The organism is Brevibacterium antiquum, from assembly GCF_016107655.1.
GTDB classification, from domain to species: domain Bacteria; phylum Actinomycetota; class Actinomycetes; order Actinomycetales; family Brevibacteriaceae; genus Brevibacterium; species Brevibacterium antiquum.
In genome coordinates this window covers 348,095-361,383 of record NZ_JABASX010000001.1, presented here as the reverse complement: position 1 = coordinate 361,383, position 13,289 = coordinate 348,095, and the positions used below count along the sequence as shown (strand labels likewise).

Genomic DNA, 13,289 nt, shown 5'->3' with positions numbered 1-13,289 from the left:
AACATGGCGCAACGAATTTCCGGCACTCCCGGGACCCTCGGCGAAACAGTCGACGCTCAGGAACTGGCTGCGACGGCAGGCGAGACGACAGCGGAGAACCCGTGGCCCCTGAGTCTGCTCTCAAGCAAGATGAAGTCGTATATCGATCGCATGTCGAGTGTGTGGATCGAGGGACAGGTTGTCGAGCTCAATCACCGGGGCAAGGCCAGCTACCTGACTCTGCGTGATACCGATGTCGAGATGTCCCTGCCGGTGCAGATCTGGAAGAACGTCCTTGAGCGCACCGGTGCACCGCTGTCGGAAGGCAGCCATGTCGTTGCCAACCTCAAGGCAGATTTCTGGACGAAGACCGGTCGTCTGACCATGCGGGCCAATGACATCCGGGCCGTCGGCCTCGGTGAGCTTCTTGCCCGGCTCGAACGGCTGAAGAAGCAACTCGGAGCAGAGGGCCTGTTCGACCCCAGCAGAAAGATACGTCTGCCGTTCCTGCCCAATCGGATCGGCCTGATCACCGGCAGGGACTCCGATGCTCAGAAAGACGTCGTTCGCAATGTCCACCTGCGCTGGCCAGCCGCCGCGTTCGAAATCCGCAACTGCGCCGTCCAAGGCCCCGACGCCGTACCCGGAGTGATGAAGAACCTGGCCGAACTCGATGCCGATCCGCAGATCGACATCATCGTCATCGCTCGCGGCGGTGGGAGCATGGAAGACCTGTTGCCGTTCTCCAATGAGGCCCTGGTCCGGGCCGTGTCTGAGGCGAACACTCCCGTCGTGTCGGCGATCGGCCACGAGGCCGACCGCCCGATCCTCGATGAAGTTGCCGATATGAGAGCATCGACTCCCACCGACGCAGCAAAACGCATCGTGCCGGATGTGGCCGAGGAAGCAATGAACCTGCTGCGCGCGCGGGCGGAACTCGACGCCGCCGTCAACCGGATCATCGACCGGGAGCAGGAGATGCTCACCGCAGTCCGATCACGTCCGGTGCTGGCCGAGCCGCAGACTATGGTGACCGCCCACGAAGAGCAGCTGCGGCTGGTCCGTCGACGCAGCCTTCAGGCGACGACGACGCGCATCATGCAGGGGCAGACCGAAATCAACCACCTGCGTTCACAAGCACGCTCGCTCTCCCCGTTACGGACGCTCGAACGCGGCTACGCCGTCGTTCAAAGCGATGACGGCCAAGCCGTCAGAGACTCGGCCGAGGTCAAAGCCGGCGACGGCGTCCACGTGCGTGTCGCGCACGGCCGCTTCGATGCCGAGGTGACGGCCGTACAGGAGAGCACAGATGGCAACCGGGCAACCGAGTGATGACAGTTCCCGGCCCCACCACATTCGATCAGATATCGGCACAAGCAATCTCGCAAAGGACGCAATCATGACAGAACCAACAGCCCAGCAGAACCAGGCCGACATCAGCACCCTCAGCTACGAACAGGCACGAGAAGAACTGGTCGGAATCGTCAAACGGCTGGAAGCAGGAAACCTACCGCTGGAGGACTCACTGAGTCTGTGGGAACGCGGCGAAGCCCTAGCAGACCGTTGCCAGGGATGGCTCGATGGCGCACGTGAGCGCCTCGACAAGGCGCGCGAAGAATCCTCGGACGACGAGGACTGAGCCTCACTTCAGCTGTGCGGCGACCTGCTTCGCGAAGGCGTCGATGGTGTCGGGCGTCGCGATTGCGGTGATGACGACGAAAGTGTCGCCCTTGCCTGCGACCCAATATTCCTTGGCGTCCTCAGTCCGATAGATTTGGAAGTCAGAGCCGCCGACGGTCACCGTCTCAGCAGCAATCGCATCATCGACCTGGTTCTCGGCCCAGTTCTCGGTGGCCTTGGCCTGCTCAATGCTCACCCATTGCCGCTCAGTTCCGACGAAGGACATATACCACGAAGTGTGGTCGGATTCGCCCACACGGTCCAAGTTCGCCTCGTTCGAGGTCCACCCGCTCGGGATTTCAGGCACGATGAGATCGAAGTCGGCGCTGTCCTGAGACTGCTCCGCAATCGTCTGGTAGTCGACCACACGCTGGGAGTCGACCTCTGGCTGAGGGGCGATCAGCAGAACCACTGCGACGACGGCCAGGCAGGCGAAGATCGCAATGATCATATTGACCCAGTTCGAGTTCTTCCGAAGGAAGCGCATCTCTTCCCTGGACCCCGGGAGCATCACTCCGGACTCGTCAGCCATTGGCACTCCCTCGGGACCGGCATCCATGCGCGTCACGGGCGCCTGCGTTCCCACAGTGTTGGTATCAGATTGGGCGTTCACATCGCCATTGTCCTCGGGGAAGGCTCCAAGGGCCAATCCTGGGCGGGCTTTCATGATGGCGGCCACAGTCACGGCGCGAAATCGTCCCGATGTCGGCGCCGAACGTGTGGGGTGGCACAATTGGACTTATGAGTGACTCCAATGAATCTGCTGACGTGAAATCTCATCATGACCGAGGCCGAGTGGATGCCGAGGCTCCTCCCGTCGCTGTGACGGATGCCTGGTCCCAGAAAGCACAGGTCGGAGCCGACGCTCCCGACCGCAACCTCGCCCTCGAACTCGTCAGAGTCACCGAGGCCGCCGCTATTGCGGCCGCTCCTTGGGTGGGCCGCGGCGACAAGATCGCTGCCGACGGTGCCGCTGTCGCCGCAATGCGCAACGTCATCTCGACCGTCCGCATGGCCGGACGAGTCGTCATCGGCGAAGGCGAGAAGGACGAAGCGCCGATGCTCTTCAACGGTGAGCAGGTCGGCGACGGCGGAGGCCCCCACTGCGATGTGGCCGTCGATCCGATCGACGGCACCCGCCTGACCGCACTGGGGATGCCCAACGCCATTTCGGTCATGGCAGTCACCGAAGACGGTGCCATGTACGACCCGTCGGCTGTCTTCTACATGGAGAAGCTCGTCACCGGCCCTGCTGCCGCCGATGCCGTCGACCTGCGCCTGCCTGTGGCAGAGAACATCCGCCGCGTCGCCAAGGGCAAAGGCACTAATGATCCAGCTTCTGTGACCGTGATGATCCTCGATCGTCCGCGCCACCAGACGATGATCGACGAGATCCGCGCCGCCGGGGCCCGCATCCAGCTCATCACCGATGGTGATGTCGCCGGTGCCATCGCCGCCTGCCGTCCCGGTACCGGTGTCGACATGCTGATGGGAATCGGCGGCACCCCCGAGGGCATCATCACCGCCTGCGCGATCAAGGCACTGGGCGGAGTCATCCAGGGCCGTCTGTGGCCACAGGACGATTCCGAGCGTGAGGCTGCGGCTGCAGCCGGACTCGACGTCGACAAGGTGCTCAACACCGATGACCTCGTCACCGGTGACAACAGCTACTTCGTGGCCACGGGCATCACCAACGGCGACCTGCTCGACGGTGTGAAGTTCGACGGCGGACACGTCACCACTCACTCGCTGGTCATGCGCTCGAAGTCAGGAACCGTGCGTTCGGTCTTCGCCGAGCATCAAGCAGCGAAGACCCACTCGTATGTCGAGGCCGCCGAGGAGGCAGCCCGCCGAGGACTCATCTGAGCCCACCCTCTGATATCCACCCCGGTCACTGTCGAATTCGGACACCACCGATTCGCCCCCTGGCCTGACAACCGGAAGTTAGGATCTCTCTGATGCCGAACGAGGCATGGAACCGTCTGCTCGAAGGCAACCGTCGCTTCGTCGATGATGTCCCGCAGCACCCCAATCAGGACACCGCTCGGCGTGAGGCACTGTCGAACAACCAGATGCCCTTCGTCACCCTCTTCGGCTGTTCGGATTCTCGAGTCGCAGCAGAGATGATCTTCGACGTCGGCCTCGGCGACATGTTCGTCGTGCGCAATGCCGGACAGGTCGTCGATCCCGTGACCCTCGGCTCCCTCGAGTATGGGGTCGAAATTCTCGGCACTCCCCTTCTTGTCGTGCTCGGTCACGACAATTGCGGCGCGGTGACGGCGGCGTACAACTCCTACGACTCCGGAGAGACTCCCCCCGGGTTCATCTCCGACGTCGTAGCCCGGATCCTGCCCACAGTGGCCAGGGCACGCAAACACAACCGCACAACCGTCAATGAGACGGTCGCGCAGAACACCATGGACACCGTCGAGAAGATTATGCAGCTCTCTGCCATCATCTCCCGCGCAGTCGAAGAAGGTCGCCTCATCATCGTCGGCCTGACCTACCAGCTGCATGACGGTCGCACAACGGTCGTCGCGCAGCACGGCGGTGACGAAGACGCGGTCTCGACCCACTTCGCTTGACCACGGCCGCATCTGCGGCCGACTAACAATGACGAACAGCCCAGACACCTTGTCGGAAAGGACAACTATGAGCGAAGAATTTCGCATCGAACACGACACCATGGGAGAAGTGAAAGTTCCCAAAGATGCCCTGTACAGCGCACAGACACAGCGCGCCGTGCAGAACTTCCCGATCTCCGGCAAGACCCTGGAATCGGCGCACATCGCCGCTTTGGCCCAGGTGAAGAAGGCAGCCGCGAAGGCCAACCTGGAACTCGGAGTCCTCGATGCTGACCGGGCCGGAGCCATCCAGAAGGCCGCCGAGGCGGTCATCGCCGGCGAATACGACGCCCACTTCCCCATCGACGTGTTCCAGACCGGTTCGGGAACATCGTCGAACATGAACACCAACGAAGTTCTTGCCTCCCTGGCGACGAAGGCTCTCGAGTCCCAGGACATCGACGTTCACCCCAATGACCACGTCAACGCTTCGCAGTCCTCGAACGACGTGTTCCCCACCTCGGTGCACGTCGCCGTGACCCAGGCACTGGTCAACTCGCTGATCCCGGCTATGGAGACCTTGGCGACCTCGCTGGAGAAGAAGGCGAAGGAATTCGCTCAGGTAGTCAAGTCGGGCCGCACCCACCTTATGGATGCCACCCCGGTGACGCTGGGGCAGGAATTCGGCGGCTATGCTGCCCAGGTCCGCTACGGAATCGAGCGCATCGAGGCGTCACTGCCACGAGTGGCCGAGGTTCCTCAGGGCGGAACTGCCGTCGGCACCGGCATCAACACCCCTGCCGGGTTCTCCGCACGCGTCGTCGAGATCCTCGCCGAAGAGACCGGACTTCCCATCACGGAAGCACGCAACCACTTCGAGGCTCAGGCCAACCGCGACGGACTCATCGAAGCCTCGGGCCAGCTGCGCACGATCGCCTACGGCTACATGAAGATCTGCAACGATCTGCGGTGGATGGGATCGGGACCGAACACCGGCCTCGGCGAGATCGCCATCCCCGACCTGCAGCCCGGTTCCTCGATCATGCCCGGCAAGGTCAACCCTGTCATCTGCGAAGCCACCATCCAGGTCGCAGCCCAGGTCATCGGCAACGACACCACCGTTGCGCTGTCGTCGACAAATGGCGCCTTCGAGCTCAACGTCGGCATTCCTGTCATGGCGTCAAACCTGCTCGAATCCATTCGGCTGCTCGCGAACTCCTCGACCGTGATGGCCGAGAAGATGATCGACGGGCTCCAGGCCAATGAGGAACGCGCCCGCTTCCTCGCCGAGGCGAGCCCCTCCATCGTGACTCCGCTGAATAAGGTCATCGGCTACGAATCGGCGGCGAAGATCGCCAAGCACGCCGTGGCCAACAAGATGACGGTCAAGGAAGCCACCATGGATCTCGGCTTCGTCTCCGACGGCTCCATCACCGAGGCTGACCTCGACAAGGCACTCGATGTCACCACGATGATCGGCGACTACAAGTAAGTCACACAGACTGCGAGTAGGCCACACAGCAGATACGTCGCTCAGCAAGGGGCCGGTTGCCAGGACATCACATCCTGGCAACCGGCCCCTTGCGTTCACCTCATCGAGCGCACACCGCAGCGTCGAGAGCAGACTCCCTGAACTCGCCCCTCAAGGCCACGGTCGCCCATCGACGCTGAAGTCGGCTATCGACGGCGTCGTCGCCTCTCGAGTCGCCGGTGCGTGCGGCGCGCTGCGCAGTCTAGGAGCGGAAGGGATCGAACTCCTCGAGCACATCGGTGACCAGGGCTGCGATCTCGGAGCGCTCCGACCTGGTCAGGGTGACGTGGGCGAAGAGGTCATGGCCCTTGAGCTTCTCGATCACTGCGGCGACGCCGTCATGTCGACCCACTCGAAGATTGTCTCGCTGAGCCACATCGTGGGTCAGCACCACCTTCGAATTCATACCGATGCGTGAGAGCACGGTCAGCAGCACATTGCGTTCCAGCGACTGTGCCTCGTCGACGATGACGAACGCATCATGCAAGGACCGGCCGCGAATGTGGGTGAGTGGAAGAACCTCGAGCAAGTCACGGTTCATCACCTCTTCAATGACGTTCTTACTGACCAGAGCCCCAAGTGTGTCGAAGACCGCTTCTGCCCACGGGTTCATCTTCTCGCCCTCGCTGCCGGGGAGGAACCCGAGGCTCTGGCCGCCTACGGCATAGATCGGGCGGAAGACCATGATCTTCGAATGCTTGCCTTCCTCGAGGACCTTCTGCAGGCCGGCCATGAGGGCGAGTGCGGACTTCCCCGTTCCGGCTCGACCTCCCAAGGACACGATTCCCAGCGCATCGTCGAGGAGCATGTCGATGGCTACTCGCTGCTCGGCGGAGCGGCCATGGACACCGAAGATGTCACGATCACCGCGCACCAGCGACACCCGCTTGCCCGAGCGGACACGACCGAGTGCGGAACCACGTGGTGAGGTGATGACGACGCCGGTGTTGACGACCTCATCGGAGACCGCCTGGGTGGTGGCCCACCCTTCTTCGTAGAACTGCGACATCTCGGCCTCGTCGAGTGACAGTTCACTCATCCCCGTGAACCCGGAATCGGTGGCCAGCTCTGCCAGATACTCCTCGGCGTGCAGCCCGAGGGCCGAAGCCTTCACGCGCATCGGCACGTCCTTCGTGACCACGATGACGTCCTGGCCTTCAGCCGCCAGATTCCGGGCCACGGCGAGGATGCGAGTGTCGTTCTCCGAACGATCGAAGCCGATCGGCATCGTCGATGCATCGACGTGATTGAGTTCGACTCGCAATGTGCCGCCGGCATCACCGACAGGGATCGGCTCATCGAGCCGGTCGAATTCGGAACGGAAGTCATCGAGGATGTGCAGTGCCTTGCGGGCGGTGAAACCGAGTTCCGGATGGTTGCGTTTGGCTTCCAGCTCGGAGACGACGACAAGCGGAATGACGAGATGGTGTTCTGCGAATCTCAACAGTGCCCCCGGATCGGAGAGCAGCACCGAGGTGTCGAGAACGTAAGTGTGGGTATGTGCGGTCATGAGGACCCCTGTGGCGTGAGTACCGCCGAGATCCGAGTCTTGACATCCCCCTGATCTCGGGTTGGTGTCGACCAACTACTGCCAACCTATCCCCGAATCGATGCCGACTGAGTGACGGCACGCGTGTTCGGGAGAGTCGTGGGCGTGAACTTCGTATGAACCGAGGTGAGCCCGAGACCTATTTTCCGAAGCGGCGCTGGCGCAGTCCGTAGTCGCGGACCGCACGCAGGAAGTCGGTGCGACGGAAGTCGGGCCAGTACGCTTCGCAGAAATAGAACTCCGAGTAGGCGCTCTGCCACATGAGGAACCCGGACAGGCGCTGCTCACCGGAGGAACGGATGATGAGGTCAGGGTCCGGCTGCCCCTTGGTGTAGAGATGTTCGCTGATCTGCTGCGGGGAGAGTTCGGAGATGATCGTCTCCAGATCTGTACCCTCATCCGTGCGCAGTCGCAGCAGGGACTTCACCGCGTTGACGATCTCCTGCCGTCCTCCGTAGCCGACGGCGACGTTGACGCGCATCTGGCAGTCCCCCGCCGAGGTGACCGCCTCCAAACGTGCCCGCAGGCCAGGTGGCAGGATCTCCAGGTCCCCGACCAACTGCACCCGCACGCCTTTGAGGGCTGCGATCTTCTCGACCAGATCAGAGATGATCTCGATGAGGACCTCGACCTCCTCGGCGGATCTGGCGAGGTTCTCCTTGGACAGGACGTAGAGCGTGACGATATCGACGTCGATCTCGTCGCACCAGCCGAGGAACTCGACGATCTTCTCTGCCCCAGCCCGGTGCCCGTCGGCGGTGGTGGCACCGAATTCCTTCGCCCAGCGCCTATTGCCGTCGGTGATGACACCGACGTGCCTGGGCACAGGTACAGATTTGTCCAGCTCGCGCAGGAGCCGCCGCTCATAGAGACGGTAGAGCAGGCTCACCGGTCGCGCCACACTGTCCTCTTTCACACTCGATGTCCGGTCGGTTCGACCACCTTACACAGTACTATCCCGAACGGCCTCGCGCCGTCGGCGACTCCGCCGAGGATGCCGTTGCACGATCCCTCAGCTGAGGTCGATATCCTGGAACCATGAACGCTCCAGTCACTGAACCATCGTCACCGGGCTCCGAAGGTCAGAGGTCAGTCGACTCCACACCCTCAGCGAAGACGCGGTCCGGCTACCCTGTGCGCATTGCCCGCCGACGGTCCGCTCTCCGGCGTGAGTTGGACAAATTGGCCGGTCAGGTCAAACCCAAGCTGCGTGGCTGGTTCCACGCAGCGGCCTTTCCTTTGGCGATGGTCGGCGGCCTGGCTCTGGTCATCATCTCCCCCACCATCGAGTCACGGATCGCGGCTTCCATCTTCGCCATCACCGGGATGCTGCTCTTCGGAACCTCCGCCGTCTACCACCGGGGACGGTGGCGCACTCGAGCTCGACTGATCCTGCGCCGACTCGACCATGCGAACATCTTCCTCATCACCGCGGGCACCTATACGCCCCTGGCGGTGCTGACCCTGCGGACAGACCAGACGATCCTGCTCCTGTCCGTCCTCTGGGGCGCAGCCATTCTGGGGGCGGCCTTCAGGACCATCTTCACAACGGCGCCGAGGTGGCTCTTCGTTCCCATCTACGTGGGCTTCGGCGTCGCCGGAGTCGGCTACATTCCCCAGATCTGGGCGAGCAATCCTGCGGTGGGAATCCTCGTCGTGGCAGGCGGAGTCTGCTATGTCGTCGGGGCCGTGATCTACGGAATCAAAAAGCCCAATCCCTCACCGAAATGGCTCGGCTTCCACGAGATCTTCCACATTCTCACGGTCGCCGGCTATGGCTGCCATCTTGCCGCACTCCTTGTCGCCGCGGTGGCCGCCTACTAGGTGTGTATTGACCCGTTAGGTCAGTGACGCGGCTGGGCTCGTACTCAGCTGAAGGGCTTGTGCTGCTCGACGCGCTGCTCTGGTTAGCCCTGCCCGGCGTCGCCGTGCTCAGTCTCCGAATTCTCGGCCTCGGCCGTCGATGACTTCTCACCCGCGACCGGCGCAGACTCGCCGGAGAGCTTTGACTGGTTGGGCACGGCGTGCTTGCGCATCGGGATCGGATACGCATCGTCGGCATGTGCGCGAGCACGTACACGACGAACTCGTTTGAGCGCGTCGCGAATGAGGAAGATCACGACGATGACGATCACCAAAGTCGACACGAAGCCGATCGTGCCGGGAGTCACCAGGTCGGGATCGGGACCTCCGCTGGGGGTCGCGTCCTGTGCTGCAGCCAGAATCATGCACTCTCACCTGTCGTTTCGTCGTAGTCATCTTCGTCTGGTGATGCCGGCAGCATGCCCTCTGCGGGCACCTTGCGACCGTCATCCATGGTCACCGAGGCGAAGAGATCAGTCTCTTGGAAATCGACGCCGGGAGTCAGAGCCGTGCGACCGGTGTTGTCGATGGCGAGCTCGAACTCCTCCGTGGGCCAGTACGTCCGCGCGGCTTTGCGCGAGGCGGAGAAGAACCCGCCCTCCGGGTCGATCTGTGTGGCGTGGGAGAGAAGTGCACGATCACGTGAGGGGAAGAACTCTGCGCAGTCGATAGTCGTGCTCAGCCAGTTGACCCGCTGGGCATCGCGCTTCTTGAAGTCCTCGATGTGGTCGGCGAAGGGCGACTCGAGACCAGCTTCGGTCATCTTCTCGTGGATGGTCACCCACTTCTTCGCGGACAGGTCCTGATTGAAGTAGACCTTCTCAACCTGCCAGGGCTCGCCGAGTTCCGGGTTCTTGTCCGGGTCGGCTGCGGCCGCCACGGCCGCCATCGTCACGGCGTGGTTCTTGATGTGATCGGGGTGAGGGTACCCGCCCAGCTCGTCGTAGGTCGTCACAACCTGAGGGCGGAAGCTGCGGATGATGTGCACCAGGGGCAGCATGGCCACCTCGTCGGGGACTCGGTAGAAGCAGCCGGGAGGCGTCTGGTTGTCGAAGTCACCATCGGGCAGTCCCGAGTCGACGTGTCCGACCCACACATGCTCGGCGCCCAGAGCCGCTGCGGCCGTGGCCATCTCCTCGCGACGCAGGCCTGCGATATCGCGGCTGGCCTTCGGGCTCTGCAGCAGTGCAGGGTTGAGGATGTCGCCGGCTTCACCACCGGTCATGCTGGCGATGAGGACTCGAGCTCCGAGTGCCGCGTACTTCGCACTCGTGGCCGCACCTTTCGAGGATTCGTCGTCAGGATGAGCATGAACCGTCAGCAGACGCAGTCCATGGTACGGAAGCGAAGTCATGTTTGGTGTGTCCCTTTCGATTCAGCCTGGTGACGTTCCGTTTCCTGCGCAATGGCTGAAATGATCGCGGGAGACGGATCGACTACTCTAGATTAGTGCGCAATGTTCGTAGATGAGGAATTCAATGACTGAGGTAACAGTGGAAAAGCCACTGCATGATGATCGATACGGCCGTGTCCGCGAGCCCAAACGGCATCTCGGAAAAACAGCCAAGATCATCGCCGTCGTCATCGTCTCTGCCTTGATCATCGCGATTGCGTTTGTGGCATTTCGTCCACAGACCAATCCCACGACCCCCAAGACACTCGACTATTCAGTTGTCGACTCTTCCTTAACACAGGTCACAGTGGCAATATTTCCTGATCAGGATCGGGATGTTCACTGCATCGTGCAGGCGACGAACGAAAATGAGGCCATCGTCGGCTTCACCGAGATCACTCTCCCGGCCGATCCCGCCGCCGACCCCAACTCGCCCAGACAGATGGACGTCGATCTGGCCACGACACAGTTCGCGTCGTCCGGACACGCCGACGCCTGCTGGTTCGAATAGCAGCTTCTGCACGCTTGCCGTGGGGCACGATACGCCTCGCATTCGTCACGCCCACAAGGCCCACAACAGGTGTAAGAGCGCGTGACGGAGATCATCGTTTTCGCGTGCAGATGCGTTAGACTGTAGTTTCATTCAACATCCGGGCGTACCCAACGCCCGGTTTTTCGTTGCCTGACGCGCCTGTCAGTGCACCGAACCGAAGAAGGAGAAGTCATGACCGAGGATGTCACCCAGGAAGAAACATGGTTGACTCAGGAAGCCTTCGACCGCCTGTCGCAGGAACTTGAACACCTCTCCGGACCGGGACGTGCAGAGATTGCTGAGAAGATCGAAGCCGCCCGCGACGAGGGTGACTTGAAGGAGAACGGCGGCTACCACGCGGCGCGCGAGGAGCAGGGCAAGCAGGAGGCACGCATTCGCCAGCTCGAGCTGCTCCTGCAGTCTGCGAAGGTCGGATCCAGCGACAGCGATGGCAAAACCGTATCCCCCGGTTCCGTCGTCACCGCGAAGGTGGCCGGAAACGACATGCGGTTCCTGCTGGGCAGCCGTGAGATCGCCGGCGATTCGGATATCGACGTGTTTTCGGAGAAGTCCCCACTGGGCGCCGCGGTGCTCGGTGTCGCCGTCGGAGGAAAGACCACCTACGAAGCTCCCAACGGCAAGGAGATCAAGGTCGAGGTCAAGGGCATCGAGCCTTTCTCCGGCTGATCGAAGGCCCCGAACGGGGTGCAGCCACCAAGCAGAATGAAGCAGTGGGCGGGTGATCATCACCCGCCCACTGCTTCATTCATTGTGCTGCAGCTTCATTCATTGTCCTGATCAACTGGCTCGGACCCGCTCAGTCGGTCCGGCTGTCGCCCTTCGTCGAGTCACCGTCAGATTCCTCGACTGCAGCCTCGTGGACAGCGGTATCGAGCTTGCCCTTTGCCCGCTCGAGGACGGCTGAGGCCTCATCGCCTTCACCATCGGAGGCACTGTTCGGGTTCTTGGCATGGACGATGTAGGTCACCACCGTATTGAGGACGGCGACCAGAGGAACAGCGAACAGCGCGCCGACGATGCCGAACAGGAAGCCACCGGCGGTCACGGCGAGGATGACTGCCAACGGGTGGACGGACACGGCTTTGCCCATGAGGAACGGCTGCAGGATCTGGCTTTCGATCTGCTGCACGGCGAGGACCACGGCCAGCATGATCAGGGCACTGACCGGGCCGCTTGAGACCAGGGCCACCAGCACCGCTACGACGCCCGAGGCGATCGCACCGACGACGGGGACGAACGAGGCCAGGAACACGAGTACCGTCATCGGAATGACCAACGGTATCCCGAGGAACGCCGCACCGATGCCGATGCCGATGGCGTCGACGCCGGCCACGAGGACCTGGACACGCACGTACTGGACGAGGGTGGTCCAGCCACGCTCCGAAGCTCCGGTGGCAATGGGCTGAGCCGGCAGCGGCAGCAGACGCATGGCCCAGCGGAAGATCTTCTCTCCGTCATAGAGGAAGAAGAAGGTCGCGAACAGGCACACCGCGGCCCCGGTGAGGAAGGTGCCGACCGATGACGTCGCCTGCCACGCGCCGCCGAGGAGCTGTGAGCTGTTGTTCTGGAAGAAGTTCGTGGCCGCATCGAGTGAATCGTCGATATAGCCGGAGACCGTGGAAGCATCAAGACCGAAGGGCCTGCTGGCCAACCAGTCGCTGATGCCGGCGAATCCTGTGATCACCTGATCGACGAGGTCTGGCATACCCGAGTAGATCTGCTGCCCGACCAAGGTGAAGAGTCCCGAGACGACGACGATGAACCCTAAGAAGGCGATGAGAGCGGCGGCGACGCGGGGCAGCCCCTTCTTCACCATCCAGTTGGTGAACGGCGCCAAGAGGGCCGTGAGCAGGAGGGCGATGAGGACCGGCAGAACGACGCTCGAGATCTTCGCCAGCAACCAGAATGCGACGCCGATGGCAACGAGCACGACGAGCGAACGCCACGACCATGCGGCTGCGAGCTTGAGGCCCGGTGCCACATAGGGAACAGCTTCGGCTTCGATACGGCTGTGCGCGATATCTTCGGCGCTGACGTCCTGCACACGAGAGGCGGTCTCAGAAGGTTTGGATCGGCCATCGTCTCGGCCTTTGCGGAACGCGTCCCAGGCCCCACGGAACCGATTCGGGGATTGCTTCTTCTCATTGTCAGACATAACTCAACAATAGTTGTTGGGA

Annotated in this window: 14 protein-coding genes; 8 read left to right on the top strand and 6 right to left on the bottom strand. The window is 62.2% G+C overall.

Annotation, left to right across the window (positions count from 1 at the left end; all coding sequences use genetic code 11):
- Positions 1-3 precede the first annotated feature (3 nt).
- Positions 4-1,311, top strand: a complete 1,308-nt coding sequence (gene xseA, locus JFC13_RS01595; protein ID WP_198395355.1) for an exodeoxyribonuclease VII large subunit — start codon at positions 4-6, stop codon at positions 1,309-1,311.
- A gap of 67 nt (positions 1,312-1,378) precedes the next feature.
- Positions 1,379-1,618 carry an exodeoxyribonuclease VII small subunit gene (locus JFC13_RS01590; protein WP_198395354.1) on the top strand — a complete coding sequence of 80 codons (240 nt, stop codon included), beginning with the start codon at positions 1,379-1,381 and terminating at the stop codon, positions 1,616-1,618.
- A 3-nt stretch (positions 1,619-1,621) separates the two neighbouring features.
- On the opposite strand, the gene JFC13_RS01585 is transcribed toward JFC13_RS01590, so the two are convergent.
- Complete coding sequence (locus JFC13_RS01585) at positions 1,622-2,326, bottom strand: DUF4245 domain-containing protein (RefSeq protein WP_232488037.1); 705 nt, start codon at positions 2,324-2,326, stop codon at positions 1,622-1,624.
- A 74-nt stretch (positions 2,327-2,400) separates the two neighbouring features.
- Here JFC13_RS01585 and glpX point away from each other — a divergent pair, with 74 nt between their 5' ends.
- The 3 genes from glpX to JFC13_RS01570 all read left to right on the top strand — a co-directional run bounded on the left by glpX (position 2,401) and on the right by JFC13_RS01570 (position 5,715).
- Positions 2,401-3,525 (top strand): class II fructose-bisphosphatase, encoded by a 1,125-nt coding sequence (glpX, locus tag JFC13_RS01580; protein ID WP_009883708.1) that lies wholly within the window; start codon positions 2,401-2,403, stop codon positions 3,523-3,525.
- Between the two features lie 92 nt (positions 3,526-3,617).
- A complete protein-coding gene (locus tag JFC13_RS01575) occupies positions 3,618-4,244 on the top strand; it encodes a carbonic anhydrase (protein WP_198395353.1) in 627 nt (208 codons plus the stop codon).
- Between the two features lie 67 nt (positions 4,245-4,311).
- Positions 4,312-5,715 (top strand): class II fumarate hydratase, encoded by a 1,404-nt coding sequence (locus JFC13_RS01570; protein WP_198395352.1) that lies wholly within the window; start codon positions 4,312-4,314, stop codon positions 5,713-5,715.
- A gap of 241 nt (positions 5,716-5,956) precedes the next feature.
- On the opposite strand, the gene JFC13_RS01565 is transcribed toward JFC13_RS01570, so the two are convergent.
- Positions 5,957-7,264, bottom strand: a complete 1,308-nt coding sequence (locus JFC13_RS01565; protein ID WP_198395351.1) for a PhoH family protein — start codon at positions 7,262-7,264, stop codon at positions 5,957-5,959.
- A 178-nt stretch (positions 7,265-7,442) separates the two neighbouring features.
- The gene (locus tag JFC13_RS01560) at positions 7,443-8,204 is read right to left on the bottom strand and encodes an isoprenyl transferase (protein WP_198395350.1); all 762 of its coding nucleotides are present in this window, start codon (positions 8,202-8,204) and stop codon (positions 7,443-7,445) included.
- Positions 8,205-8,341: 137 nt separating this feature from the next.
- Between JFC13_RS01560 and trhA the strand changes: the two genes are divergently transcribed.
- On the top strand, positions 8,342-9,127 hold the full coding sequence (gene trhA, locus JFC13_RS01555) for a PAQR family membrane homeostasis protein TrhA (RefSeq protein WP_198395349.1): 786 nt from the start codon (positions 8,342-8,344) through the stop codon (positions 9,125-9,127).
- Positions 9,128-9,210: 83 nt separating this feature from the next.
- Here trhA and JFC13_RS01550 read toward each other — a convergent pair whose 3' ends face one another.
- A complete protein-coding gene (locus tag JFC13_RS01550) occupies positions 9,211-9,531 on the bottom strand; it encodes a hypothetical protein (RefSeq protein ID WP_198395348.1) in 321 nt (106 codons plus the stop codon).
- Positions 9,528-10,520, bottom strand: a complete 993-nt coding sequence (gene mca, locus JFC13_RS01545) for a mycothiol conjugate amidase Mca (RefSeq protein ID WP_198395347.1) — start codon at positions 10,518-10,520, stop codon at positions 9,528-9,530. The genes JFC13_RS01550 and mca overlap by 4 nt, the downstream gene beginning before the upstream one ends.
- A 124-nt stretch (positions 10,521-10,644) precedes the next feature.
- Here mca and JFC13_RS01540 point away from each other — a divergent pair, with 124 nt between their 5' ends.
- A complete protein-coding gene (locus tag JFC13_RS01540; protein WP_232488036.1) occupies positions 10,645-11,070 on the top strand; it encodes a DUF4307 domain-containing protein in 426 nt (141 codons plus the stop codon).
- Positions 11,071-11,283: 213 nt separating this feature from the next.
- On the top strand, positions 11,284-11,778 hold the full coding sequence (gene greA, locus JFC13_RS01535; RefSeq protein ID WP_198395346.1) for a transcription elongation factor GreA: 495 nt from the start codon (positions 11,284-11,286) through the stop codon (positions 11,776-11,778).
- A gap of 130 nt (positions 11,779-11,908) precedes the next feature.
- Here the strand turns inward: greA and JFC13_RS01530 are convergent, their stop codons facing one another.
- Entirely contained in the window at positions 11,909-13,267 is a 1,359-nt protein-coding gene (locus JFC13_RS01530) for an AI-2E family transporter (protein WP_198395345.1), read from the bottom strand.
- Between the last annotated feature and the right edge of the window lie 22 nt (positions 13,268-13,289).